Here is a 23,776-nt window from a genome sequence, read left to right on the forward strand (position 1 = left end):
TGGATTTTGGCCACCGCATTACGATCCGTTCGTAATACTCTTGGACAGAAATGTCATAACCTGCCAAGGCCGTCGCCAGTTGTGCTTTTGTCCGTACCCCTTTGTTGAGTAGTAGTTCTTTAAGGACAACTGGCTGATAAACATCAGTCATTGACATTCTATCGCATAAGAATTCAAGCAGTAAATCTTTGGTCATGAATGCAACCTGAACCGTTGAGTTTTTTACCATCTGATGTTTAGTGTCTTTGCTTGCCTTGTGCCCGTCACGTTTCTGTGCCGCCGCAAGTGTGCGCCTCGGCGCTCTCTACTTTGTGCGCAAATCAACATAGGTTTGATGCTTGCTAGATCTGAAAGATCCTAAACAATTTTGCCACGACATCGCCACGGCGATCTTGAAAACTGTTGATATCCCAAGTTTCGTTCTGTGAAATATCCCTATTTATCGCTAGGTCCGATTGCGCAAACGCTGCTCGCTTTGCTGCAAACTCTCTATTGGCTACGGCATCGTTCTCTCCTTGGCTCATTATGGTCAAGTTGCCGATTGAGTTTATGAAAGGCCTGAGCTTAGGGTCCATGTTAGCTGCGTTTTGTGCCTCTATGTGCTCTAGCGTAACTGTGTTAAAATCCACAACGCGCGTAGGATCCCGACACACAGGTTTCCCCTGGGCACCATCGTCAAACCAGCGTTTCATGAGCTCCATCATGACAAGTCCATAGCGAATGGCTTTGTTATTATCTTGTCCGTACTCCAATGCATTGAGTCGCTCTCGAAAGACATCGTCTCCAGCAAAATCAGAGACTACGGTCGCTAGGTCGTTCCTAAGATCACCGACACTAAACTGATCGGGCGTTTCCCGTATTATTTGGATATGTTTCTCGAATATTGCGCTGACTGGATAGATAGGTGCTTTGACTACCACACCATGTCGAAACGCAAAACGCTCAACGAGGTCGGCGACCTGCACAAAGTTGCCGGGGCTTAGCACGGACGCGGCATGAAGCATAGGAAAGCAATATTCTTGACGAAGGACCTTGGTGATAGCTTCAAAGCGCGATTTAAAAACCGGAGTGAAACTTGGGTGTTCCGCAACACAAATTTCCCCACCAGCGATCTTTTGAATGGCAACCACGTCTTGCTCTAGTTGTTGAACAGCTTGCAAGATCCCCTTGGCTTCACCTTCCGTCGCTTTTTCGTCGCTCTGAACGCTTGAAAACAGGACTTCTTCTATCTGGTCGACAGGCTGGTGTCGCTTCCGGTGTATCCCTGTTCGAGATGTAAACGCAGCTTCAAGGGCTTCATCAGGTTTCAGGTTTCCGCCTGACAGGACATTATCCCAAGCCTGTTCCATCGACCCGACTTCACCACTACCCAGTCTGGGCGACGCAAATTCCAGTGTAGACGCTCTTAGAAGGTCACAGTTGGATACAGGCACACCCCGGCTGTTCAGTACTCTGTAGATGTGGTTCGCTTGGCTACTGGATCCAGCGGATAAATGAACAATGATGAGATCATTCAGGAAAACCGCATATAGTGTTTCCAGAATTCTATGGGCGTCTTGATTGTCCTGAGCCCGCTCAAAAAGGCTTTGCAGATACTCTACGATTGCAGCGTTTGCCTGCTCTAGCCTATCATGTGAAACCCTTGATGCTTCACGGTCTTGTCCCGTTAATAGGCGCTCGAAATATGGATCGTCCACTTTGTTGAGCAGAAGCTTTCGGATCGACTTCTGTGACTTGAACTCGATATCACTGGTTCGTTCGAATGTATGAATCAGGTTTTCAGCTCTTGCAGCGAAAAAGTCTGCAAACTCTTGCGCATCGCCGAGGGCCGCCGCGTTTTCAGCAGTCTCTTGATATTTGGTCCTTAACGCACAGAGGAACATATAAACAGTTGCAAGGCGTTGTTGTCCATCAATGACGATTTGATGTGGGCGAGAAGTGCCGGGAATCTCTCCTGGCGATGTTACAATTGCTCCAAGAAAGTGAGGTCTGGGTGCTGCTGTAACCCGTTTCCTTCTGCATTGGTCAACATCTCCCAAAAAAAGAGATACTGCGGCTTTGTCCCAAGCATAGTCTCGCTGAAAATGTGGCACCGCCAAGGTGCAGAAGCCTCCGAGAAAAGAGGAAACCGTTGTTTGTGCCGAACGAAGGTTGAGAGAATCCTGCATTTAATCCGCCGATTTTGTCGTCAAGCTGGCACTCGCCGACTCCACATTTCGTGGAATCGTAGGAGGAAATCTTGCACACTAGTGGGTTTTGGTTGGAGGTGCTCTTCAAGATAATCAAAACCGCCCGCTGCATACAGGTTTGCCTTGTCCATCCCAGCAGTTTCACTCAGCCGAGTTGGCGAGTTCACATCGAGCAGTTTTGCAATCTCTCGCTCAAAATCTCGGCTGGAATAGTGCTCTGTGTCCAGTCGTCGTAGCTCAGCTTCTACGACGAGACCCGCGATGAACTCTTTGGATTCGCGAAATACTTCTGGGTAGCCACCCGGAAAGAAGGTGCTTCCTTCCAAATCGTCTTCACGACCCATTCTGGAAGTACATGTGCCAACCATAAGGCACGCATAGAATGCATCGAACAGCAAGAAATCGCGACCCCTATCGTCATCCCGAGGGGTGTTTGAGAACATCTTCTGGTCTCGATAACCAAAATACGACCTAACGCCCTTGTGTAGCAAAAAACTCATCCTTTAGCTCCTACAGTCGCGTGGAACTTCTGGAATGCATCAATTCCATTCTCAACTTTTGGGCGCCCAGTGATCCCATCAATCGATATTGTGATATACTCGACATCGTCTCTTTCGAAGAATGTATCGGAAAAACCTTCACGCTCGCTCGAGATAACAAAGATGATCATCTGCTCGAACAGTGGAGGTATCAGTTCACCGACTGTTCTGCGAATTTCGATGTCCAAGGAAACTGCAGGTGAATCTACGACAAAGGGCAGCTTGTGTGGTGCTTGAGCAAGCAAGGCCGTAAGAAAAGCATAAGACACTGCAAGTTTCTGACCTTCACTCACTGAAGTCTTGACCTGAACAGAGTCCGTCGTCAGGCGCAGGCTTCCTTCAATCGAAGAAACTCGTAGCTGTTCATTCGGAAGTATGCTCTCGAGGTTCTTGTTGGTCTTGTCTCTGATCCGTGTTCTTAGTCTCTTGACCGCACCAAGTTCAGTACTCTTAACCAAAGCCTTGAGTGCTTCAGTTTTTTGCATGAAATCATATGTACCTGAGACAGTATCAAGTTTCCTTTGGCGTGCATGGCGCTCTCGTTTGCAGGCCGGAATATTGTTCTGCCATGCCGTATCGGTTGAGCCGAGATAGTCCGCAGTGAGCTTCTCAATAGATTCATCCACCGTCGCGAGCCGACTCAGAATCCTTGCTCGTTCAGCTTTGCACTTCTCAATTTCTTCAAATCTTGGTGCATTGGGGTCTGCTTCAATTCTTAGCTTTCTTTGACTAGCTAACTGCAGCGCGTCTCGCGCCATCCCAAGCTGACCCAAAGCTTCTCCAAGCGAGGTCCGTTCTTGGTCTACGTCTCGCAGCGCCAGTTTCATCTGGTTTATGACGGCAATTTGGTCATTGCCCAGATAGTCTTTCGCTGTTGAGAGAATGGTTTGACGTTCTTCTGCTCCAATTGTCGATCCACAAACACATTTTGGTTGTTCGGCAAGTTGAAGGAAAAACTCTTCTGACATGGTGCGCGGAAGTTTGAGTGTTTGCATGGTCCCGCCAAGAGATTCCAGACGATGGAATACAGTCTCGTGGAGCAAAGGTGGTGATCTGAATAGCTGGATCGACTGCGCCGTCAGGTTTGAGATGAGGTTGCTAGAACGTAGAATCTCACCCTCGATCTCCTTAAGCTCATCTGCATACTGAGTGTTTTGTCCGGTAAGTTCATCGATCCGCTGGTTCAGTTCGCCAACTGCCCGTTCGCTTTCCTTCTTCTCAGATTTCAGACTTCGTTCGTCGCGCTCAAGTTGAGCTAAAGTGTTAAGAACCTCTTCGAGTTCATTTTTGAAACGCTCAATGGAGTTCTTGGTAGCTGCGGAGGAGATGGATGCTGCGCTTCGCTGGCGCTTCTTGGCTAGCGCATCTATTTCAAGTGCAAGCTCTCGTAGCTGATCGAGCTTGTAGAGTGCCCTGATGGAGCTATCCGCACGATCTGCTCCCTGCTCGATTATTTCTGATGCTAGTTCGCCATCAAAAACGAACAGCTGGGTTATCTTGTCTTCAAGAGTGTCGCGTAACAATGGAGGCAAGCGATGCCCAGGCTTATCCCCGCCCGCAACATCGCTCACGGATGTTGTAGTGAAGGTGCATCGACCGTTTCGAAAGTCGAAGTCCATTCGAACTCTCCAAGGATCATCATCAATCCTTAGCGCTAGTTCGAAGAACCCAGCTTCGACACTGTCGTCAACTTTTAGGGAATTGATGTCTGTCGCCGTAAGACTCTTACCCGTTAGGGCATCTCGGAAAAGACGCATGGTTGTCGTTTTCCCCGTGCCGTTCGGCATTTGGAGAAGAGTCCAGCGCTTGGGATGGCTAGAAAAATCGATATCAACATCTCTAAGGTAGCCACGAAGGTTTTTGGCACGCCAGCCAGTGATCTGAACTCTCATCCGGCTCGGCCCTACTCTTTGCTCGGCATATCATTGATTAAATCGAGTAGATCAGATTCGTGAAATTGACCGACCAACTTGTTCACAATGCGCTTTTCGAATTTTCGTGCATAGGGCGTATCTTCCAACCCGCGCTCGCGAAGGGCGTCTGCAATGGCATCCAAGACCTCCGGGTCGATAGCGTTCTCGTTGTTCATTCTCTTTCGTCCTGTTCCGGAGCAACGTTTGATAGTTGTGTGAACCAGTTGAATCGGTCTACGTCGGCAGAGCCGTCGACCGCATCTTGGTTGGTGAAGTCAACAAAGTCCAACACATGTGCTCTCTTGGATGGGTTTTCTGGGTCGGTCCTAAGGCATCGGCCCAGTCTTTGAATTGTCTCGAGTTTGGCTCGGGATGAGGAGAACAAAACGATGTTCTGGACGGACTGAATGTCGATTCCTTCTGATAGGCGGTGACAACTTACCAAGCATTCTAGTTTGCCTTCCGCAAAACGCTCTAAGTTCGCACTCTCATCGGACTGAAAGTAAGTATGGTACGGTATGCGAGCTTCCATGAGCAGTGATTGAACATCTCTGCCAAAAGCTGCGGTTTCGACAAAAATGAGGCATCTCTTGAATAGTTCTGGTTGCTCGCTGAGGAATTCGTTGAAAGGCTCGATTTTCTCTTTTGTGGTTTTTCGGACGCGAGCAATATCGCGGTACAGAGCCTCGTCGCTCACAGTTTCACCCGCTGCTCGTTTGGCATGGTGTCGCTTGATTTTTTGACGGATTTCAGCCTTGTCTTCGTCGGACAGTGTATAGCTCAGCGCGGTGTACTCGAAACCACAGAGGATGCCCTTTCTGATTGCATCTTCGAGCCCAAACTCGAAAATGACAGGCCCAATCTCAGCCGAAATGAAATCGTTGCCCTCACTGTCATACTCTCTTTCGGGTGTGGCACTCAATCCAAGCCGATACTTGAATCTGCTCAGTCGTCCAGTCAGGTCGCGCACCATCGAAGGTGAACCCATTCCATGAACTTCATCGCAGACAAGTAGCGCCTTACTAACGTCTTCATCTTCAAGGAAAGGTAAGACGTTGCTGAGTTGTTGGCGTGCGATAATTAGCACTTTTGGTAATCGACAAGACAGAAAGGAAGAGGCTTCCTTCCATCTTCCAAAATGCCGGAACACGGCCAAATCCGAACTCATGATCGCTGATTTGTGCCATTGTGTAAGCAAGTCTGTACCGGACATTGTTATCACGACCGAGTTTATTGCGCACCGCTCTGTGAGTTCGTCGATTATTTTGAAGGCCGTCCTCGTTTTTCCAGTTCCGGTCGCCATTTCCAAGACGCCATTTTTCTTCTCTAGAAACGTCTCTACGGCTTTGTCTTGGTGAATCCACTTACTCGGTTCTTTGCTGACCTTTGGGGCTTTGGGTGCGTTGTAGGGTCTACCAAAAGTGCTTGTGAATTGGATCAAATTTTTCTTTATGGCGTCTGGCAACTGGAATACGCGCACATTCGGATCTTGGTTGTTCCAAAGCTTGTCAAATCGATGCTGGTGTTCTGAAACTCTTTCAGCCTCTCGTCCGTCTATCCAAGAATAAAACACACTAATGGACTCATAGTTTCGGAAAGCCTTGGCGCTATCATTTTGCGACCCATGGAAAGCGATTCTATCACTAAGCTCATCGGAGAATATTCCGAATTTATCGTGAAAATCGCCGTCTAGTTCTCCTCTGGGCAATGCAATGCGTATGTCCAACAGACCGTCGGCTATCATCCATGACAGCGCCGCAAGCGTTTGGGTTTCAAGCGCGCTCGGAAGGTCGTCGATAACGGTCCTTAAGCTCTCGTAAAGCAGCTGGTCTGATTTAGCTTGATCGCCTTGATTGAGTGCAGCCCAATCTTCTGCCCCCATGTATGGACTTACTACAAACCTCGCTCTTCCCCCGCTGCCGGCAAAGACCGCCAGTCCTGACGCAGCCAGGCGCAACCAGTTTGATGTAAAGTATCCTACGCCACGGTCATATTGATTTGCTGCAGCCAGGGCTGGTCCATAGAATTCCGAAATCATTCCGTTCGTTGAAGTATTTAGTGACGGAAGGGTAGGTAACTCTCGAAGGGGCATACTGGCTTGATTTTTCAATACAAAGGTTTGTTGAGCGGCGGCCTAGTTACCGCCATTTGTAGCAGCAACACTGGTCTCAAGGAAGCTGGTAAGGCTAGAAAAGCAGCGAGACCCAGGAAGACCTTTGCCATGAAAATCATAAGGACCTGAAACAGTTGTCCGGTATGACCTGTCGCACGCTCGACGTGCTCGATCGAGATTTGCAAAACCGGTCTACGCAGTAGCCAACAACAGTAATTCAGCCGACGCATTGATGAAGAATTTGGCGATCATCGACATATCTTCACGGCCCGTTTGCCGACCCAGACCTAGCCGGAAGGCATTACGCGCTCTAGGAGTGTCTCCGAACATGGCGAGCAGAACGTGAGAGGTTTCGACATGTTCCGTGGCGCAGGCGCTCGATGCGGAGAAGCAGATGTCGTTTCTTAGCTTCTGCATCAGCGCTTGTGGTACAACGCCGTCGATTGTGAGCGACATCGTGTTTGGCAACCGCGCCTCTGTGTTGCCATTGACCTGCACCGCTAAGGACTCTTGTAGTTCCATTTGAAGCTGATCTCGCAGGGCCCCAATCCGATCCCGGTCATGGTCTATGTTTTTTGAGATGAGCTCAAATGCATGTCCAAGACCTGCAATACCAGGCGTGTTCAGGGTCCCTGCCCTCAAACCCTTTTCCTGCCCGCCACCAAACATCACTGGCGCTAGGTTGACCCGAGGTTTTCGGATCGACCGGTAAAGGGCCCCTACCCCTTTCGGTCCATAGGCCTTGTGTCCTGAAAAGCTCGCCAGATGGATGGGGGCGTTCTTGAGATCAAGTGGCACAAAAGCCGAAGCTTGCGAGAAGTCCGTGTGAAACAGCGCCCCAGCCTCTTCGGCAAGCTGGCCGGCCTCCAAGATGGGTTGTAAAACGCCCGTCTCATTGTTGGCAGCCATGATGGACACCAGTCCGGTCTCATCTGTCAAAGACTGGGCCAGCTCATCGAGAGAAATCTGGCCACCTTCATCTACCCTCAATCGCGTTACCCGCGCGCCTTGGGTTTCGAGATGGTCGAAACAGGCCAGAACAGATGGGTGCTCGATCTTGCTGGTGATCAGATGCGTGCGTCCTGCCTCCTGGAGGCGAGGGAACGCTCCAAGGATCGCAAGATTGTTGGCTTCCGTGGACCCGGCTGTGAAGACGAGTTCGGTTTCCCTGCAATTGAGATGACCCGCAATCTGCTCGCGCGCAGTCTCGACAACCCGAGCAGCCGCTGAACCTTGGCTATGCTCAACACTTGATGGGTTCGCATATACGTCCCGACTGACACGTATAACCGTCTCCAAAACATCCGGATCAATCGGAGTAGAAGCGTTGTGGTCCAGGTAAATCGGTGCCGACATCGCTTCACGCACTCCCCGCGATCAGTTCGGCCGCATCCGCCGGGGATTTAAGCCGGACCGAGAGTTGCCGCACGCCACGATCGATGTGCAATCGCAAGCGCGCCAGCAAATCACTGTCGTCGGTTTCGATCTCCTCAGCTCCAAACTCGACGTATTTCAGAAGGTCGATGAAGAGAGGCTGGAAGTCCCCAAAGAGCGTATAGGCATTGAATTCTTGGCCCTCTCCCGCGTCATCGGCTGTGCCGGATATGGGCCCGGCTTCAAAGGACGACAACATGGCCATGCGGCAAACGAGGTTGGGTGTCAGACCTGATCTTTGTGAAATGATCCGCACCTGCCCCGTTGCCGTCGATGAGATCCGAAACTTGTTAATGTGCATCGGTTGTCTCCAGAACCTGTGCATCCACTTCGGTACTCAACACCGTGATCTCCGTGCGTTGTCCACCACCCACAGCACCAATCTCAAAACGTCGGCTCACATAAGGGCTGATGATTTTCGACAAATCCGGGGTCAACTCGGTGTCCGTGCACAGCATGACGACCTGCGCCGAGCTGCGCGGCACGTAATTTGCCATCAAGTTTGTACGGTGCTTCCGATCCAGACGTGACAACGGCGTGTCGATGATCATCGGTAATTCGCGCCCACTTGTTCGGCCAAGCGCCCATAGCATCGAGATCGCAAAGAGCTGCCGCTCGCCGGCGGAGAGTTCGGACGGCGTAATCTCTCTGCCCTCTTTGCCCATGAGCTTCAGCTGAAAGCTGTTGGGGTCGACGATGACGTCATGCACGAGCGACTTCCGCGTAACCAGGCCGCTGAATGCCTCGATGAAATGCTTGGACAGCGAGGCGAGGCGCAGCTTAACAATCCGCTCCTCATACTCGTTGAGCGCGGCCTGTGCTCGCGTCGCCAGGTCTCGTTTCTCTTCGGCCCTTGCAAGTGCGAAGACGGCGTCCTGGGACTTACGCAACTCGCGCTCCAGCCGTTCGATCAGTGCACGTGCCTGGGTCGCCTCGCCTTGCTTGCGATTGAGCTCAGTTTCGACGGCGCCGAGTTCGAACTCTGCTTTCTTCAACTCCTCAAATGCACCGGAGGCAGCACCGGGACGGAAGTTCTTCAACTGATCCTTCAAGGTTGCGCGTTGCTTTTGCAGCTCGGCCAGTTGCGCAGCCAATGTGGCCACCTTCACCCGTTCATCCGCAACCTGAGAAAGTTTGGCCAAGACCCAGTCCGGTTCCGTGCTCAGAGCCAATTTGGGCCCGGTGCTTTGGCTGTTCCGAGCGAAGTCTTTGAGCTGCGCAAAATGCGTCTTCGTCCATGTCTTGTCGTCGTTGCCCACGGCTGCCTGAAAACTCGAGACAAAGGCTTCGATTGCTGTCACGCTTTGCTGCCCGCGCGCCTTCTCCAGGTCTGCTGAGAACCATTCGAGAAGTTTTGGAGCCAGGGCAAAAGGCGCGACGCCGTTTACAAGCGACTTTAGCGCGTTGGTTTGCTTGGTCAGATCCGCTTCGACACGCTTTAGCTCCTCTGATAGGGTGTCACGGCTGAGCGCGATGCTTCCCCCCTCTTGTTCAAAGACTTTCTGCGACGCCTCGCTTCGCCGCGCAAGCTGGGTGCGCTTTGCTGATAGCGATCCAATCGCCTCTTCCGCCAAGACCAGATCAGACTTTGCGATCTCTAGGTCGCGCCGGAGACCTTCTAAGTCGGTGTCACCGTCCCGGTCCAAGCTGCGTGATTTGTAGAGGGCGAGATCGCCCCGTAGCTGATCGAGAATATCGATCCCCAGCAAGGATTTGATTGCATCTGTCAGCCCTGTGCTTTCCTGATCGTCAGCAATGTCTTGGATCTTCTCTCCATCAAAAAAGAAAAGCTGCGACACCCCAGCTGGAATAGTGTCTTCAAGATAGTGGTTCCAATCCTCGCTTGGGATGTCCTCTACCCGTGCGCCATTGCGTTCAAACTCAAGGCTTTCAATGACGCTGGCACCGCGGGCCGCCCAAGATCGCCGCACGGTGTAGAGGTCCTCATTGCCGAGGTGTTGGCTCTTGAAGGCCAGTTCGACGGAGGCTCTGCGGTCCTTGGCGAAGTTGTTGATCCGTTTAAGGAGATGCCGCTCATATTCAGCCTGCCCAACACGCGCGCCGAGGGCGCGTTTGCCGTAGAGCGCCAAACGTACAGACTCCAAGAACGTTGTCTTCCCGGCACCATTATGGCCAACAATCAAAACCACAGGTTTTTGCCCGTCTGGCTCGGGTGCAAGATCAAAGCGGTGCTCACCGCCATAAAGACCAAAATTGATGAGGCGTAGCGACTGTAAGATCATGACTCAGTCTCAAATAGAGGGTCAGATGAAGATGCCTCGCGATCTTTCAATCGCGCTTTGCGTTCGTTCAGGACTGTCGTTTCGTCTCGCCACTCTTGCTCCAGGATCGAAGCGATCTTTCGGTGAATAAGTGTCCGGCGCTTCAGACCCCGCACAGAACGCTCTGCCTCCAGGAGCTGGGCCAAGAGACGTGGCGGCACATCATGCGCGGCGCAGACATCCGCCAAGACCTTGGCGTCATCGGCTTGGAATTCAAATCCGTCGGTCGCATCGGCTGGGAGTTCTTTGCCCGTCACAGCTTTGAGGGTCTCTGAAACAGCGTCGCCCCAGTCACCCTGCTCGCTGCGCCAGATTCTACGGATTTCCCGCAGTTCTTCGACCTGAATGAGGTCGGTCTTCTCCCCAGGCGGCGCATTGGCATTTACCTGCTCTTGCGCCTCCAGAAGTTTTCTCAAGAGCTCTTTGCGGTATTCGAAAAGATAGGGGCCCGGAATGGATGTCTCTGCATCGCCCACAAAGGTCACAGAGCCGTCCCGTCTGCGAAAATCCCGAAACTCCCGCTTCCGCTCGGGATTTTGTGTTTCAGCCAGCTCGTCACGGAGATCAAGCAAAGGCTCAAGCCATTCCTCGCCATTCTCAACAAGCGCTTCCATGGCCTTGTCTTTTGTCACAACCGTGCACACCCAACAGCCAAAGCGGGAATTCCCACAGCTTTCGGTTTGCTTATCGACCACAAGTGGGCACTCGCCAGCTTGCGCGTTTCGATACATCGCAAGTAAATCGCGGTTGTCCGATCCCCAAGGTGACTGATTTTGCAGCAAGAAAGCCCAGACATCATCCACACTGAAAGTCTCGATCGGCGTGAAGACGAAAGCGCCGGGTAAGGTCGAATGGCGAGACAAAGCCATCCCATCGATCTTGTGCAGTGACATCACTTGCGCGCGTGTCGCGCTTTCCGAGGACCGGACGCCCAGAACCATGACCACCTCGCCATATTCGGCAACGCGGTTCTTGATGAAGGCATTGGCCGGATCGATCTTCAACCGTTCCGTGCACCAGCGAAAGCGCTTTGACGGTGCAGGATATCCGCGACCAATCAGGTTCACCCAGAAGCTATCTGAGATCTCCGGAACCACCTTTTGTGCGGTGATGGGCATGTTCTGGTCTGCCGCTGCCGCGTTGATCGCTGCCAAGGTCTCGTCGATGTAGTTTACGATCACGGGCGTTTCGACAAGCGTGTCGGAACTGAGGACGAAAATCGGCTTGCGTCTCGCCTCTTCCGGGAGCGCACGAATGGCACTCCAGATCAGCTGCAAAGCACAGGTTGAATCCTTTCCGCCGCTATACCCGATTACCCACGGCCGGTCGTCCGCCGCGTAAACGATGCGGATATGTTCCTGCAGAGCGACAAGATCGATCCCTGCTCTCTTTGTTTGGTCGGTTTCATTATTTGATGTCATGCGACGACTTTCTCCTCAGCCAATGACGCCAGGTAGTCGTCTTCATTCGCTTGTTCTTTGTCATTGAGTGGCAAGCCCACAGCCCCAATTAGGAGGTTGGCCGCCAGATGTACGGATTTCACACTGCCATCCATGCCGCGTGCGCCCATGACGCGTGGACGCCAGAGCTGGGCATTGCGCTTGCTCCAATCGATCTCCGCGAGCGGAGCCAGGCTTTCCGCCCATCCATCCGGCTTAGCTGCAATCAGTCTTGCCCCTAAGACACCAAACGCCTGCAACATGACGCCATGCGCATGAACGGTTTCTTTGCGCAAATCACCCGCTGTGGTCGCGCCGCGCATCAGTTTCTGCCAGTCCGGGATGACCTCAGAAACCTGACGCCAATATGCGATCACGGTGCTTTCAGTGTTTTCACCGAACCGGTTTGCGTCTTGTCCGGCGAGCCATTTGTTGGCTTGATTCAGGCTGGACAAGGTGAAGAGGTTCTTGGCTCGGTTCGAAAGAGATGTCTTTTCGAGCTCGGTGAATTCTTGGAAGAACGGAATGTCCTCTAACACGCGCGTGCTCAGACGCGCCAAAGGATTTCTGCGGTCATAGAGGACGTTCAACGACCCGGACGGACGTACGGCATTCTTGTTGAGGTCAGCGAACATTTGCTGGCAGCGCTCCAGCCCCTCATCGACGAAAAGCACAACCGAGATGGTTTCGTTTTCCAGTTTGGGTCGTGTCTTGAGGGCTTCTTCGATAGCGGCGCGACGATGCTGACCGTCGTTTAGAATGATGCGTGCTGTCATCGAAAGCCGTAGCTCGCCTACATTACGGAACTGAAGACCATCGCTGGCTGGGGTAAACTCAAGATCACCATCCACGGACGCGCAGAGAGACGAGAGCGTATATTCCTCGAAGTTTTCCGAGAGGTAGGATGCGATTTGCGGAACGCGGACGTTTGACAATACGCGTTGAGCGCGCAGGTCCGCTGGCAATTCCTGACTGTCAAACTCAAAAATCTTTGGCACCATCTTAAGTGGGACCATGATCACATAATACTCGGTTCCAGCCTGGACGCCACGTATGGCTGCAAAATTATAGAAATTACCGCTCATTAGACCCCCTGCCGTTGCGCTGGAAGTCTATGGAAGTCTTGCGGGAAGTCAATTCTGAAAGGTCGCTTCGAGCGGTTTTCGGCGATCAATGACTTTCCTTCGGTGATCTAACCCAAAATGGTGCCGAACACGAGGACATTCGCAGTTGTTTTTTTGTGACTGCCTTTTGGGCACGTCAGCGCGGGGGCGCCGACCAGGCTCTTGGCTTTGCCCGAAGCCGCCATGCGTCTTCGCCTCTTCGGGAAACGATCCTTCGTGCATGTCTTAAATGCGATCGTGGGCGAGGCCACGATCAATTGTTTCAGTGGTCAGCCGGGTCTCCGCTCTGCTCTGACCCAGCTGGCAGTTTCCAAATGAGCTGAGGTCCGCCTGCCATCCGGCCGTCGCCCCGAACAGGGGCTCTGGTGCCGCGTTCCGCGTCAGCTTTCACCGGAGAAATCCGGTTCCTCCCGCACGGCTCGTGCGGGTCCCTCCCGATTTCACCGCTTCGGCCCCCTGTGTCTGGGCGCCGCCCGGCCGCAGGACGGGCTGTCGCCCTCTCCTGCTCTGTCCAGCCGAAAAGCACGGGGGCTTTTCGGGCTGACAGATCAGCCGAGGCCTCCGCCACTGGCGGAGTGGTGAGGGTCGGGGAGCGCTCAAGGTGAACAAACCCCGGATACCAGAGGCTGGCCGAAGGGTCGGGACAAGAAAAAGCACCGCGCCGCTCTAACCACGAAAGGAGCAGGCCATGGGATCGACGCCAGTGAATACTGGCAGACCCCACCACTCAGAAGCTGATGGGGATGACACCGGAACAGAAGGTCAAGCTCGACAAATGGGTGCCCGACTGCACCTGACCTCTCCTTCGTGGGAAGGACCAACTGGCCCCGCTTCGGCGGGGTCCTTTTTTGTCTCGAGGCTCCCACCCAACACGAAACCCTTAAATTGTCCGGCGGCGGGGCAGAAGGACAGGCCCCCTGCCCCACCGCCGGACCGGCGCTGTCCGCGCGGGAGCACCGCTTGGGCGGTGCATTGCAGGTGATAACGACAAACTCAGATCGCCGAGAGTTGACGCCGCGCGAAACCAATTCCATAGGGTAAGCCTCTGAAATTATTTATAGGCTGTCGCTTACGATGCGTGAAATGACCCGGGCTGAGCTCTACGAACTGGTTTGGTCAAAGCCGATGACCAAGGTTGCCGAGGATTTCGGGTTGTCTGACCAAGGGGTAGTGAAGATTTGCGCCAAGCATTTGATCCCCAGGCCCCCGCGTGGCTAGTGAAAAGGCGTTTTCGGAATGTGCCGCCTTGTTGCGGATTCCTCTGAGACTCTCCACTGCGTTGAAAACTTGTTCGGATAGAATTCCGAGAACAAAGAGCGATTTCGTTTTCATCGACAAGCTTCCGAATGCGCCTCCGAAATTGGTCGTATCCCTAAGAACACGCTGACTCGCCTTGGGGTTCTTGTTTTCCGAAATCTTCTGAAGAAGAAAGTTGTCGACGATGTGACAAGCTAGGAGAATCGCGCCACGTTCGCTTTCACCGAGAATGACATTGTAGATGCTCGACATCTTGTCGGTGTGCCGCATCCAATCTTGCACGTTTCACTCGCCCCACTTGTAATTAAAACTCACCGAGATCCGCTCGTCTTCCTCGGCCTTGTTCAGCATGACCTCATGGCGCAGCCAGCTTTCCCAGAGCAGCACCTCGCCCACGTCGGGGGCGAAGTAGATGAAGCTCTGCTGCTCGCGGCGTGCGTCCTTGCGGCGCGGGGGGGCGGCCATCATGCGGGCGTGGCGGGGGTCTTCATACCGCAGCGCCGAGGCTCCGTCGGGCATGGCGACATAGGTCGTGCCGGAAATGACCGAATGCGGGTGGATGTGGGCCGAGTGATATCCGCCCGGCGGCAGGATGTTGATCCACAGGTCTTCCAGCACCAGCTCGCGCCCATCCAGATTGAACTCCAGGTCCTTTACGAACGCGGCGACATGCGCGTCCAGCGCCTGTTTGATGTCGGCAAACAGCGGGTTGCGCCAGGGCAGGTCGGTCAGCGAGGCGTAGGAGGTGTAGCCCGGATAGCCATTGTCCTCGCACCACTGCTGCCCGGCCTCGTCATCCTCGGCAATGCCCCAACAGTTCGCCTCCACCTCCTCGGGGTCCACCCCCGGGCCGAAATCATTGAGGTTCGCGCGATAGATGCGGGTGACGAAGAGGGATTCGATCTGTGCCATATCCGGGTGATAGCGGAAGTGGGGCAGGGAGGCGAGCGTTAACCCCGGCTTCAGGCGCGCGGGATAGGCTGGCGGAATGATGCAGCGATTCCTTCCCTCTGGCTGGTCGAACCTGACCTGGGTCATGGCCGTTTTGGTCCTGTCCTTCGTGGGTTTCCACCTGCACCAGGCGCTAATCTACAGCGTGTTTTTTCAACGGGCGGTTTTCGATGCGGGTTGGGTGCCCGCCATACTGGGTACAGCGGGGCAATGGTTTTGGACCTACGGCGCGGGCGTGGTTCTGGCCTGGACTGCCTGGCGCCGGGGCGCCTTCAATCCGGGCATCGCGGTGGTGACTCTACTTTGCCTGGGAATGGCCCATGAGTTGCACTACCCGGTCTTGACGGGTTTCCTACAGCTCCTCGGCCAGTTTGACCCCTATCCGGTGTATCACTTTAACCATCTGCCGGGGTATGAGGAGCTGAGGCTGTTCAACTGATGTCGATATCCACATCATAGGCCCCGCCCCAACGGCTGAAAACGTTCCCTCCACTGATGCTGACCCCGATTGCGAACTTGATTTCGCCGGTCGTCCTCGCCTTGAAAGACCAGCTTCCCCGGCGACGGAAGGTTTCACTGTAGGAGCCGTGGGTATCGTAGGAGCTGATTTCAATTGCATAGACGGTGTCTTCGTCAGCGGGATTGTCGGCCGACCAGGAAATAGAGTACCTCTCGCCTTGTTCCACCGAAACAGACACGCGCTCATAGGCGTAGCTGTTGATGCCAGCGGAGATGGTCGTCGTGGACTTGGTGGAGAGGGGCGGTTGTTGCTTCCTCACAGACTTGGCAACGGCTTCTCTGATCGAACTACCTTTGAATTCATACTTTATGGAAATCTCCTTTCGCTGATAGCAGGTTTTGCACTCCAGCTATTGAGGAGGGCTTGGTCGACCGTGCGCTACTTTTACTTGAGCGTGTCAAGTTTCCCTTGCCCCCCACCGGACTCCCCCCTATAGAGGCGCATCTCACGGATTCCCGGCAACGGGATTCGTGTGTTTTGTCATTCATCCACCAGGATACGGGTGACCCTGAGCAAAAGTCGGGGGCCTGCTGGTGAGTGTAGCGAAAGGAAGAGGCGGATGAACGCCAAGGAACTGAACGACAAGAGCCCGGAAGAGCTGCGCGATGCGCTCGCCGAGCTGAAGAAGGAAAGCTTCAACCTGCGTTTCCAGCAGGCCACCGGCGCCCTGGAGAACACCGCGCAGATGCGCAAGGTTCGCCGTGACGCGGCCCGTGTGAAAACCGTGCTGAACCAGAAGGCCGCCGCCGCGGCCGCGACCGAGTAAGAGGAGGCCTGATAGATGCCCAAACGTATCCTGCAAGGCACCGTCACCTCGGCCGCCAACGAACAGACCGTCACCGTGAGCGTCGAACGCCGCTTCACCCACCCGGTTCTGAAGAAAACCATCCGTAAGTCCAAGAAATACCGGGCTCACGATGAAAAGAATGCCTACAAGGCTGGCGACGTGGTCCGCATCATCGAATGTGCACCGCGCTCGAAAACCAAGCGTTGGGAAGTTCTGGAAGGCTAAGCACCCGCTTACCTTCCCGGACGACTTCAACAAAGTCGAAACCCTGGGGATCACGCCACGCATCGGCGCCCCATAGGTCGGGAGACACCACATGATCCAGATGCAGACCAACCTGGATGTTGCTGACAACAGCGGCGCGCGCCGTGTTCAGTGCATCAAGGTTCTGGGTGGTTCCAAGCGTAAATACGCCTCCGTGGGCGACATCATCGTCGTCTCGGTGAAGGAAGCCATCCCGCGCGGCCGCGTGAAAAAGGGGGACGTCCGCAAGGCCGTCGTCGTGCGCACCGCCAAAGAGGTCCGTCGTGAAGACGGTACCGCCATCCGGTTTGACCGCAACGCTGCCGTCATCCTGAACAACAACAACGAGCCCGTCGGCACCCGTATCTTCGGCCCGGTTGTTCGCGAACTTCGCGCGAAGAACTTCATGAAGATCATCTCGCTGGCTCCGGAGGTGCTGTAAGATGGCTGCTAAGCTGAAAAAAGGCGACAAGGTCGTCGTGCTGGCCGGCAAGGACAAGGGCAAGGAAGGCGAGATCTCGTCGGTCGACCCCAAAGCCGGCAAAGCTGTCGTGGAAGGCGTGAACATCGCCATCCGTCACACCCGTCAGAGCCAGACCTCGCAGGGCGGCCGCATCCCCAAGGCGATGCCGATCGACCTGTCGAACCTGGCCCTTCTGGACGCCAACGGCAAAGCCACCCGCGTCGGCTTCCGCATGGAAGACGGCAAGAAGGTGCGTTTCGCCAAGACCACCGGGGAGGCCGTCTGATGCTGGATGCTGCTACCTACACCCCTCGCCTGAAGGCCGCGTACCAGGAAACCATCCGCGCCGCCATGAAGGAAGAGTTCGGCTACAAGAACGACATGCAGATCCCTGCTCTGGAAAAGATCGTTCTGAACATCGGCTGTGGCGCCGAAGCCGTGAAGGATTCGAAGAAGGCCAAATCGGCCATCGAAGATCTGACCAAGATCGCCGGCCAACAGGCCGTCGGGACCAAGGCGCGCAAGTCGCACGCTCCGTTCCGTCTGCGTGAAGGCATGATCATCGGTGCGAAAGTCACCCTGCGTGGCGACCGCATGTATGAATTCCTGGACCGCCTGATCACCATCGCGATGCCCCGCATCCGCGACTTCCGTGGTATCAAGCCCAGCTTCGATGGTCGTGGCAACTTCGCCACCGGCCTCAAGGAACACATCGTCTTCCCGGAAATCGACTTTGATAAGGTCGACGAGACCTGGGGCATGGACATCGTGATCACCACCACCGCGAACACCGACGCGGAAGCCAAGAGCCTGTTGAAGCACTTCAACATGCCCTTCAACGCTTAAGCGCCGGGAGGAAAGAGAGACATGGCTAAAAAAGCAATGATCGAACGCGAGAAGAAGCGTCAGGCGCTGGTGGAGAAATACGCCGCCAAACGTGCCGCGCTGAAAGAGATCGCGAATGACGAATCGAAGTCGATGGAAGAGCGTTTCAAGGCGCGTCTGAAATTGGCGAAACTGCCGCGCAACAGCTCGGCAACCCGTCTGCACAACCGCTGCCAGCTGACCGGTCGTCCCCATGCGTACTACCGTAAGCTGAAAGTGTCGCGGATCGCGCTGCGTGAGCTTGGCTCGCAAGGTCAGATCCCCGGCATGGTGAAATCGAGCTGGTAAGGGAGAGACAGATATGAACGATCCTATCGGCGATATGCTCACCCGCATCCGCAACTCGCAGCTGCGCGGTAAGTCGACCGTTTCCACCCCGGCCTCCAAGCTGCGCGCTTGGGTTCTGGACGTGCTGGCGGACGAAGGCTACATCCGTGGCTATGAAAAAGGCACCGACGAACGTGGTCACCCGACCCTGGAAATCGGCCTGAAATACTTCGAAGGCACCCCTGTCATTCGCGAGCTGAAGCGGGTTTCGACCCCCGGCCGCCGCGTGTACATGGGCGTCAAGGACATCCCCGTCGTCCGTCAGGGCCTGGGTGTGTCGATCGTCTCCACGCCGAAAGGCGTCATGTCGGACGCAAACGCTCGCAGCCAGAATGTTGGCGGCGAAGTGCTTTGCACCGTGTTCTAAGGAGGTCTGGTATGTCTCGTATTGGCAAGACGCCCGGTCGAGCTTCCCTCGGGTGTCTCCGCGATCCCTGTCGGGCCAGACCGTCGAAGTGAAGGGCCCGAAAGGCGCCCTCAGCTTCACCGCGACCGATGATGTCACCATCTCGATCGAAGACAGCTCCGTTACTGTCGAGCCGCGCGGCAAGTCCAAGCGCGCCCGTCAGCAGTGGGGCATGTCGCGCACCATGATCGGTAACATGGTCACCGGCGTGACCGAAGGCTTCAAGAAAGAGCTGGAAATCAACGGTGTGGGTTACCGCGCTCAGATGCAGGGCAACACCCTGAAGCTGAACCTGGGCCTGTCGCACGACGTTGACTTCGTTGCGCTCCGGAGGCGTGTCACCGTGACCGCTCCGAAGCCGACCGTCATCATCGTCGAAGGCATCGACCCGCAACTCGTCGGTCAGACCGCGGCCAACATCCGCGCCTGGCGTAAACCCGAGCCCTACAAGGGCAAGGGCATCAAATACGTCGACGAGTATATCTTCCGCAAGGAAGGCAAGAAGAAGTAAGGACCAGACAGATGGCAAACAGCAAACGGACCCTGTTCCTCAAGCGCCGCCTGCGCGTCCGGAACAAGCAACGCAAGGTGAATGTCGGCAAGCTCCGCCTGTCGGTTCACCGCTCGTCCAAGAACATCAGCGTTCAGCTGATCGACGACGTCCAGGGCAAGACCCTGGCCGCCGCCTCCTCGCTCGAGAAGGATCTGGGCGTGGTTGGCAAGAACAACGTCGAGGCAGCCGCGAAAGTCGGCGCCGCGATCGCCGAACGTGCCAAGAAAGCCGGTGTGGAAGAGTGCTACTTCGACCGTGGCGGCTTCCTGTTCCACGGCAAGGTGAAGGCCCTGGCCGACGCCGCGCGTGAAGGTGGCTTGAAGTTCTAAAGGCCTGAGCGCAGCCCGAAAAGTGGGAACCGGTTTTCGGATCCAGCTGCGCGACACAAGAACGAGGGGGGCGGCCAGGCTGCCCCCCCGATGATCCAGGGCTCCCCGGGGCCACTAGGATTGAGTTTTATCGGCACCTCTGGTGCCACCATGAAAAGGACTGTCCAGATGGCAGAACGTGAAAACCGTCGGGGTCGCGGCCGCAACCGCGAAGAAGAAACCCCGGAATTCGCCGATCGTCTTGTTGCGATCAACCGCGTGTCGAAAACCGTGAAGGGTGGTAAGCGCTTCGGCTTTGCTGCGCTCGTCGTGGTTGGCGACCAGAAAGGCCGCGTTGGTTTCGGCAAAGGTAAAGCGAAAGAGGTCCCCGAGGCCATTCGCAAGGCCACCGAGCAAGCCAAGCGCCAGATGATCCGCGTGCCGCTGCGCGAAGGCCGTACCCTGCACCACGACATCGAAGGTCGTCACGGTGCCGGCAAGGTGATCATGCGCACCGCTCCGGAAGGTACCGGGATCATCGCCGGTGGTCCGATGCGTGCCGTGTTCGAGATGCTGGGCGTTAAGGACGTTGTGTCGAAGTCGATCGGCTCGCAGAACCCCTACAACATGATCCGCGCCACCCTGAACGGCCTGACCAAGGAGTCGAGCCCGCGCATGGTGGCTCAGCGTCGCGGCAAGAAAGTCGCCGACATCCTGGGCAACAAATCGGAAGCCCCCGCTTCCGAAGACGCGTAAGGAGATCTGACCCATGGCTAAAACCATCGTCGTCAAGCAGGTCGGCTCGCCGATCCGTCGCCCCCAAGACCAGCGTGCCACGCTGATCGGCCTGGGCCTGAACAAGATGCACAAGACCCGTGAGCTGGAAGACACCCCCGCGGTGCGCGGCATGATCGCCAAGATCCCGCACATGGTCGAAATCATCGAGGAAAAGGGCTGATCCCAGCCCCGTCCTGAGAGTTGAAGCGCCCCGGTCTGAAAAGACCGGGGCGTTTTGATTTGAAGCCTGCTTGAAACCCGTTTCGGACACACCAAATAGGTGTGAGATGGATAGCGAGGATAGGAATGGTTGAGTTCTACAAAGTAGTGGACCGTTATTGGGCATGCATTCAAAATGAACATTCGGGAGAAGTCTTTGATTGCGTGGCCGAAGTAAGTGAAGGCCCGAGCGCAGGGCGATTCAATATCCGGTACTCACACACTTATCGGCCCAGCGCGGGAGCAGGAGGCACATTCTAAACTGGGAAGCGACTTTTCCTCTATCCTACTGGAAAGTCAGGAGAACAGTTTATGAAACGAACCGAGCTAAATCTAGCCGAACGGCGCAAAATCGAGGACCTTTTGCATAGGAAGGTAAAAGTCGCCGAGATTGCGCGCCAGATCAATCGCCACCGTGCGACTGTCTATCGTGAGATCAAACGCAATTTCTTCAAGGATGAAGAGTTGCCTCAGCTCAATGGCTACTACGGGATGCTTGCCCAGAAATCGGCGGCTGATCGCCGTGCAAGACGTCGCAAACTGGTGCGTATTCCTGAACTCCGGGAAGCTGTGATAGGACGGCTCCAAGAAGGTTGGTCACCGGAACAGATTGCAGGTCGTCTAAAGCTTGAAGGTCATGCAACGACCGTCAGTCATGAGACGATTTACGCCTATGTCTACAGCCCAGACGGTCAATCACAGGCGTTGGCACGTTACCTTCCAGAACGGCGGAAGAAGCGAAAACCGCGCTATTCTCGCACACCTCGCGGCATGATGTTCCCGCTTGAAAGATCGATCCACAACAGGCCTGAGTACATAAAAGAACGTTCAACTTTTGGGGAATGGGAAGGTGATCTTATGATTTTCCGGCAAGAGCACGGGAAAGCAAACGTCGCATCGTTGGTCGAACGGAAGACCCGCTTTGCAGTCTTGTTCCGCAACAATGATCGCAGTTCGAAACACTTCATGGCGAAACTCATGAACGTAATGGAACCCCTGCCCCAGATCGCGCGCCAGTCTATTACTTTTGATCGCGGAATTGAGTTCTCGGGATGGCGAAAGCTGGAATCAGGAATTGGAACGAGCGCCTGGTTCTGTGATCCGCAGGCCCCATGGCAAAAAGGCTCGGTTGAGAACCTGAACAAACGGGCTCGAAGGTATTTGCCGCGCGATACCCCGATCGCGGCGCTCTCAAATCGCGACATGAAGGCGATTTGTGACCGCCTGAACGGAACACCAAGGAAATGTCTTGGGTGGCGAACGCCAACAGAAGCATTCACCGAAGAACTGAGAAAACTTGGATAACAAGAAATGTCGCAACCTAACTTGAGTTCACAGGATTCTACTACAGCGACAGTTTCACAATTGCGGACTCCGCTGATGGTGCTAGGTATTTGGTACAAGGCTGGATGGAAAGTCTGAGTAAGGCGGAAGAAGTTGGGGTTTGGAACGCGGATTTAGTTCGCGGGAAAGACTCCTAGGGAAGTTGTATCGCCTACACAGGCCGGCACCGACGGGCAGCGCCCTCCCAAGGAGAGGGTCACCTCTCGGTGCGTGCAAGCACGCACCTGCCGGTCAGTGGGGCGCTACCCGTCGATACCTCCCACATAGGGGTCACAGAAGGAAGTCAAACCAAACCCCGCCGGAAAATGCGTTCCGGCCTTCCAAAGGATCACATCATGGCTTACGCAATCTCCGCCACTCACGGCCTCGCCCATGTCATTGCCGACGCGCTCAATACTGCCATCGACACCGTCGCCACTGCGGTCAAGAACCGCATTGATTACAACAAGATGGTGCGCGAGCTGGAGGCCCTTGGCCCCCGCGAGCTGGACGACATCGGCATCGCCCCCTGGCAGATCCACGAAATCGCCCAGGAATCCGTCTACGGTCGCTGAGTACCCGGCCAACTGACAGAACGCCCCGTGCCCCAGCGGCCGGGGCGTTTTCTTTTGCCCAATCCCCGGGCACTCCATCCAAGCTCTGCCCAAGCCTTGCGCTTTCTGCAATGCGGCATTGATCAACGAGCGGTGGTCCGACTCTCTGCGCGCGCCTATGAGAGCGCCAACACATGAACCCGCGCACAGGACCAGACACATGAACGCCTTTGTGACCCCGATCTCGCCGCTCGCCGAAGCCATCGCCGAGCTGATCTCCAAAGCCGACGCCCGCATCCGCGCCTTCCTGGCGTCCGAGCCGGTGCCGACCTGGACCGAGTACCTGGGCGACTGCCACAAGAAATAAGCCGGGCAATCGCCCGACCGCAGACGCCTCGGCCCGTTTCTTTTTGATCTGGGCGGGGCGTTTTGCGTTTCAGCGGGCCGGTAAGGCGCCCACCCGGGCCTGGGGCGGCCTCGCTGCGCTTTGTCCCTGCGGGCCTTGCAACAGACCCGCGCAGGGTCTATACGCCCCCGGTGGCCCTCTGTGGGTCCAGAATCACAATCAAGAAACGCCGAGGTTGGCCCGCTTACGCTTCAGGGGTCACATCCGGCAAGGAGAAGCGACATGAAACTGCATGAACTGCGCGACAACCCGGGCGCGACCAAACCGAAAAAACGCATCGGCCGTGGCCCCGGCTCCGGCACCGGCAAGACCGGTGGCCGTGGTATCAAGGGTCAGAAATCCCGTTCGGGTGTGTCGATCAACGGGTATGAAGGCGGCCAGATGCCGCTCTACATGCGCCTGCCCAAGCGTGGCTTCAACAAGCCGAACCGCAAGAAGTTCGCCGTCATCAACCTGGGCCTGATCGAGAAATTCGTCGAAGCCGGCACCCTGGACGCGAAAGCCGAGATCACCGAGGACCTGCTGGTCGAAACCGGTGTCGTGCGCCGCAAGCTGGACGGTGTGCGCGTCCTGGCCAAGGGCGAGGTTACCTCGAAGCTGAACATCACCGTGACCGGCGCCTCGAAAGCCGCCGTGGAAGCGGTCGAGAAAGCTGGCGGTAAACTGACCATCACGGCTGCGGCAGCTGCTGAATAAGCGCTTGTTCGGGGCCCCAGCGCCCCTTACATAGACACACAGTTCCGAACGCCGCTGGAGCCGGGCAC

At 55.3% G+C, this 23,776-nt stretch carries 28 protein-coding genes and 1 pseudogene; 16 read left to right on the forward strand and 13 right to left on the reverse strand.

What is annotated here, in order from left to right; all coding sequences use genetic code 11:
* Positions 1-341: 341 nt before the first annotated feature.
* The 12 genes from ACO07D_RS09420 to ACO07D_RS09475 all read right to left on the reverse strand — a co-directional run bounded on the left by ACO07D_RS09420 (position 342) and on the right by ACO07D_RS09475 (position 15,202).
* A complete protein-coding gene (locus tag ACO07D_RS09420; protein ID WP_421702685.1) occupies positions 342-2,168 on the reverse strand; it encodes a DUF262 domain-containing protein in 1,827 nt (608 codons plus the stop codon).
* 20 nt (positions 2,169-2,188) lie between these two features.
* Positions 2,189-2,533, reverse strand: a complete 345-nt coding sequence (locus ACO07D_RS09425) for a hypothetical protein (protein ID WP_421702686.1) — start codon at positions 2,531-2,533, stop codon at positions 2,189-2,191.
* Between the two features lie 152 nt (positions 2,534-2,685).
* Positions 2,686-4,620, reverse strand: a complete 1,935-nt coding sequence (locus ACO07D_RS09430; RefSeq protein ID WP_421702687.1) for an AAA family ATPase — start codon at positions 4,618-4,620, stop codon at positions 2,686-2,688.
* Between the two features lie 11 nt (positions 4,621-4,631).
* Positions 4,632-4,817, reverse strand: coding sequence for a hypothetical protein (locus ACO07D_RS09435; protein WP_421702688.1), 186 nt, complete (start codon positions 4,815-4,817; stop codon positions 4,632-4,634).
* Positions 4,814-6,679 (reverse strand): DEAD/DEAH box helicase family protein, encoded by a 1,866-nt coding sequence (locus ACO07D_RS09440; RefSeq protein ID WP_421702689.1) that lies wholly within the window; start codon positions 6,677-6,679, stop codon positions 4,814-4,816. Before ACO07D_RS09440 ends, ACO07D_RS09435 begins: the two co-directional genes overlap by 4 nt.
* A 267-nt stretch (positions 6,680-6,946) precedes the next feature.
* Entirely contained in the window at positions 6,947-8,110 is a 1,164-nt protein-coding gene (locus ACO07D_RS09445; RefSeq protein ID WP_421702690.1) for a cysteine desulfurase family protein, read from the reverse strand.
* 4 nt (positions 8,111-8,114) lie between these two features.
* Positions 8,115-8,489 carry a DNA sulfur modification protein DndE gene (gene dndE / locus ACO07D_RS09450; RefSeq protein WP_421702691.1) on the reverse strand — a complete coding sequence of 125 codons (375 nt, stop codon included), beginning with the start codon at positions 8,487-8,489 and terminating at the stop codon, positions 8,115-8,117.
* Positions 8,479-10,431 (reverse strand): DNA sulfur modification protein DndD, encoded by a 1,953-nt coding sequence (gene dndD / locus ACO07D_RS09455; RefSeq protein ID WP_421702692.1) that lies wholly within the window; start codon positions 10,429-10,431, stop codon positions 8,479-8,481. Before dndD ends, dndE begins: the two co-directional genes overlap by 11 nt.
* Positions 10,428-11,891, reverse strand: coding sequence for a DNA phosphorothioation system sulfurtransferase DndC (gene dndC, locus ACO07D_RS09460; protein WP_421702693.1), 1,464 nt, complete (start codon positions 11,889-11,891; stop codon positions 10,428-10,430). The genes dndD and dndC overlap by 4 nt, the downstream gene beginning before the upstream one ends.
* Positions 11,888-12,994: a DNA sulfur modification protein DndB gene (gene dndB, locus ACO07D_RS09465; RefSeq protein WP_421702694.1), complete on the reverse strand. Its 1,107-nt coding sequence runs from the start codon at positions 12,992-12,994 to the stop codon at positions 11,888-11,890. The genes dndC and dndB overlap by 4 nt, the downstream gene beginning before the upstream one ends.
* Positions 12,995-14,149: 1,155 nt before the next feature.
* Complete coding sequence (locus tag ACO07D_RS09470) at positions 14,150-14,560, reverse strand: hypothetical protein (protein ID WP_421702695.1); 411 nt, start codon at positions 14,558-14,560, stop codon at positions 14,150-14,152.
* A 15-nt stretch (positions 14,561-14,575) separates the two neighbouring features.
* A complete protein-coding gene (locus ACO07D_RS09475; RefSeq protein ID WP_421702696.1) occupies positions 14,576-15,202 on the reverse strand; it encodes a TIGR02466 family protein in 627 nt (208 codons plus the stop codon).
* A gap of 76 nt (positions 15,203-15,278) precedes the next feature.
* On the opposite strand from ACO07D_RS09475, the gene ACO07D_RS09480 reads away from it, so the two are divergent.
* On the forward strand, positions 15,279-15,680 hold the full coding sequence (locus ACO07D_RS09480; protein ID WP_421702697.1) for a hypothetical protein: 402 nt from the start codon (positions 15,279-15,281) through the stop codon (positions 15,678-15,680).
* Here ACO07D_RS09480 and ACO07D_RS09485 read toward each other — a convergent pair.
* Entirely contained in the window at positions 15,673-16,020 is a 348-nt protein-coding gene (locus ACO07D_RS09485; protein ID WP_421702698.1) for a hypothetical protein, read from the reverse strand. The genes ACO07D_RS09480 and ACO07D_RS09485 overlap by 8 nt on opposite strands.
* A gap of 300 nt (positions 16,021-16,320) precedes the next feature.
* Here ACO07D_RS09485 and rpmC point away from each other — a divergent pair, with 300 nt between their 5' ends.
* The 15 genes and pseudogenes from rpmC to rplO all read left to right on the forward strand — a co-directional run bounded on the left by rpmC (position 16,321) and on the right by rplO (position 23,708).
* Complete coding sequence (gene rpmC, locus ACO07D_RS09490; protein ID WP_421702699.1) at positions 16,321-16,527, forward strand: 50S ribosomal protein L29; 207 nt, start codon at positions 16,321-16,323, stop codon at positions 16,525-16,527.
* A gap of 15 nt (positions 16,528-16,542) precedes the next feature.
* Entirely contained in the window at positions 16,543-16,773 is a 231-nt protein-coding gene (gene rpsQ, locus ACO07D_RS09495) for a 30S ribosomal protein S17 (protein ID WP_275394167.1), read from the forward strand.
* A gap of 91 nt (positions 16,774-16,864) precedes the next feature.
* A complete protein-coding gene (rplN, locus tag ACO07D_RS09500; RefSeq protein WP_005621870.1) occupies positions 16,865-17,233 on the forward strand; it encodes a 50S ribosomal protein L14 in 369 nt (122 codons plus the stop codon).
* Between the two features lies 1 nt (position 17,234).
* Positions 17,235-17,540 (forward strand): 50S ribosomal protein L24, encoded by a 306-nt coding sequence (gene rplX, locus ACO07D_RS09505; protein WP_421702700.1) that lies wholly within the window; start codon positions 17,235-17,237, stop codon positions 17,538-17,540.
* Entirely contained in the window at positions 17,540-18,100 is a 561-nt protein-coding gene (gene rplE / locus ACO07D_RS09510; protein ID WP_421702701.1) for a 50S ribosomal protein L5, read from the forward strand. The genes rplX and rplE overlap by 1 nt, the downstream gene beginning before the upstream one ends.
* Before the next feature lie 21 nt (positions 18,101-18,121).
* Positions 18,122-18,427, forward strand: a complete 306-nt coding sequence (rpsN, locus tag ACO07D_RS09515; protein ID WP_421702702.1) for a 30S ribosomal protein S14 — start codon at positions 18,122-18,124, stop codon at positions 18,425-18,427.
* Between the two features lie 13 nt (positions 18,428-18,440).
* Entirely contained in the window at positions 18,441-18,833 is a 393-nt protein-coding gene (rpsH, locus tag ACO07D_RS09520; RefSeq protein ID WP_300518926.1) for a 30S ribosomal protein S8, read from the forward strand.
* 11 nt (positions 18,834-18,844) lie between these two features.
* Positions 18,845-19,383, forward strand: a pseudogene (rplF, locus tag ACO07D_RS09525) (50S ribosomal protein L6).
* 11 nt (positions 19,384-19,394) lie between these two features.
* Complete coding sequence (gene rplR, locus ACO07D_RS09530) at positions 19,395-19,754, forward strand: 50S ribosomal protein L18 (RefSeq protein WP_421702703.1); 360 nt, start codon at positions 19,395-19,397, stop codon at positions 19,752-19,754.
* Positions 19,755-19,922: 168 nt separating this feature from the next.
* Positions 19,923-20,489 carry a 30S ribosomal protein S5 gene (gene rpsE / locus ACO07D_RS09535; RefSeq protein WP_300518934.1) on the forward strand — a complete coding sequence of 189 codons (567 nt, stop codon included), beginning with the start codon at positions 19,923-19,925 and terminating at the stop codon, positions 20,487-20,489.
* A 13-nt stretch (positions 20,490-20,502) separates the two neighbouring features.
* On the forward strand, positions 20,503-20,691 hold the full coding sequence (gene rpmD, locus ACO07D_RS09540) for a 50S ribosomal protein L30 (RefSeq protein WP_133484938.1): 189 nt from the start codon (positions 20,503-20,505) through the stop codon (positions 20,689-20,691).
* Between the two features lie 350 nt (positions 20,692-21,041).
* Entirely contained in the window at positions 21,042-22,034 is a 993-nt protein-coding gene (locus ACO07D_RS09545; protein WP_421701032.1) for an IS30 family transposase, read from the forward strand.
* A 374-nt stretch (positions 22,035-22,408) separates the two neighbouring features.
* Entirely contained in the window at positions 22,409-22,627 is a 219-nt protein-coding gene (locus ACO07D_RS09550) for a DUF1127 domain-containing protein (protein WP_421702704.1), read from the forward strand.
* A 199-nt stretch (positions 22,628-22,826) separates the two neighbouring features.
* Complete coding sequence (locus ACO07D_RS09555) at positions 22,827-22,973, forward strand: hypothetical protein (RefSeq protein ID WP_421702705.1); 147 nt, start codon at positions 22,827-22,829, stop codon at positions 22,971-22,973.
* A 261-nt stretch (positions 22,974-23,234) separates the two neighbouring features.
* Positions 23,235-23,708 carry a 50S ribosomal protein L15 gene (gene rplO, locus ACO07D_RS09560; protein ID WP_421702706.1) on the forward strand — a complete coding sequence of 158 codons (474 nt, stop codon included), beginning with the start codon at positions 23,235-23,237 and terminating at the stop codon, positions 23,706-23,708.
* Positions 23,709-23,776 lie beyond the last annotated feature (68 nt).

The organism is Aliiroseovarius sp. (genome assembly GCF_965228805.1).
Lineage (GTDB): Bacteria > Pseudomonadota > Alphaproteobacteria > Rhodobacterales > Rhodobacteraceae > JASBTN01.

Bases quoted from the DNA above. Each gene is read 5' to 3' on its own strand.
- ACO07D_RS09420 (WP_421702685.1), bottom strand. From the start codon at position 2,168: ATGCAGGATTCTCTCAACCTTCGTTCGGCACAAACAACGGTTTCCTCT.
- ACO07D_RS09425 (WP_421702686.1), bottom strand. From the start codon at position 2,533: ATGGGTCGTGAAGACGATTTGGAAGGAAGCACCTTCTTTCCGGGTGGC.
- ACO07D_RS09430 (WP_421702687.1), bottom strand. From the start codon at position 4,620: ATGAGAGTTCAGATCACTGGCTGGCGTGCCAAAAACCTTCGTGGCTAC.
- ACO07D_RS09435 (WP_421702688.1), bottom strand. From the start codon at position 4,817: ATGAACAACGAGAACGCTATCGACCCGGAGGTCTTGGATGCCATTGCA.
- ACO07D_RS09440 (WP_421702689.1), bottom strand. From the start codon at position 6,679: ATGATTTCGGAATTCTATGGACCAGCCCTGGCTGCAGCAAATCAATAT.
- ACO07D_RS09445 (WP_421702690.1), bottom strand. From the start codon at position 8,110: ATGTCGGCACCGATTTACCTGGACCACAACGCTTCTACTCCGATTGAT.
- dndE (WP_421702691.1), bottom strand. From the start codon at position 8,489: ATGCACATTAACAAGTTTCGGATCTCATCGACGGCAACGGGGCAGGTG.
- dndD (WP_421702692.1), bottom strand. From the start codon at position 10,431: ATGATCTTACAGTCGCTACGCCTCATCAATTTTGGTCTTTATGGCGGT.
- dndC (WP_421702693.1), bottom strand. From the start codon at position 11,891: ATGACATCAAATAATGAAACCGACCAAACAAAGAGAGCAGGGATCGAT.
- dndB (WP_421702694.1), bottom strand. From the start codon at position 12,994: ATGAGCGGTAATTTCTATAATTTTGCAGCCATACGTGGCGTCCAGGCT.
- ACO07D_RS09470 (WP_421702695.1), bottom strand. From the start codon at position 14,560: ATGCGGCACACCGACAAGATGTCGAGCATCTACAATGTCATTCTCGGT.
- ACO07D_RS09475 (WP_421702696.1), bottom strand. From the start codon at position 15,202: ATGGCACAGATCGAATCCCTCTTCGTCACCCGCATCTATCGCGCGAAC.
- ACO07D_RS09480 (WP_421702697.1), top strand. From the start codon at position 15,279: ATGATGCAGCGATTCCTTCCCTCTGGCTGGTCGAACCTGACCTGGGTC.
- rpmC (WP_421702699.1), top strand. From the start codon at position 16,321: ATGAACGCCAAGGAACTGAACGACAAGAGCCCGGAAGAGCTGCGCGAT.
- rpsQ (WP_275394167.1), top strand. From the start codon at position 16,543: ATGCCCAAACGTATCCTGCAAGGCACCGTCACCTCGGCCGCCAACGAA.
- rplN (WP_005621870.1), top strand. From the start codon at position 16,865: ATGATCCAGATGCAGACCAACCTGGATGTTGCTGACAACAGCGGCGCG.
- rplX (WP_421702700.1), top strand. From the start codon at position 17,235: ATGGCTGCTAAGCTGAAAAAAGGCGACAAGGTCGTCGTGCTGGCCGGC.
- rplE (WP_421702701.1), top strand. From the start codon at position 17,540: ATGCTGGATGCTGCTACCTACACCCCTCGCCTGAAGGCCGCGTACCAG.
- rpsN (WP_421702702.1), top strand. From the start codon at position 18,122: ATGGCTAAAAAAGCAATGATCGAACGCGAGAAGAAGCGTCAGGCGCTG.
- rpsH (WP_300518926.1), top strand. From the start codon at position 18,441: ATGAACGATCCTATCGGCGATATGCTCACCCGCATCCGCAACTCGCAG.
- rplR (WP_421702703.1), top strand. From the start codon at position 19,395: ATGGCAAACAGCAAACGGACCCTGTTCCTCAAGCGCCGCCTGCGCGTC.
- rpsE (WP_300518934.1), top strand. From the start codon at position 19,923: ATGGCAGAACGTGAAAACCGTCGGGGTCGCGGCCGCAACCGCGAAGAA.
- rpmD (WP_133484938.1), top strand. From the start codon at position 20,503: ATGGCTAAAACCATCGTCGTCAAGCAGGTCGGCTCGCCGATCCGTCGC.
- ACO07D_RS09545 (WP_421701032.1), top strand. From the start codon at position 21,042: ATGAAACGAACCGAGCTAAATCTAGCCGAACGGCGCAAAATCGAGGAC.
- ACO07D_RS09550 (WP_421702704.1), top strand. From the start codon at position 22,409: ATGGCTTACGCAATCTCCGCCACTCACGGCCTCGCCCATGTCATTGCC.
- ACO07D_RS09555 (WP_421702705.1), top strand. From the start codon at position 22,827: ATGAACGCCTTTGTGACCCCGATCTCGCCGCTCGCCGAAGCCATCGCC.
- rplO (WP_421702706.1), top strand. From the start codon at position 23,235: ATGAAACTGCATGAACTGCGCGACAACCCGGGCGCGACCAAACCGAAA.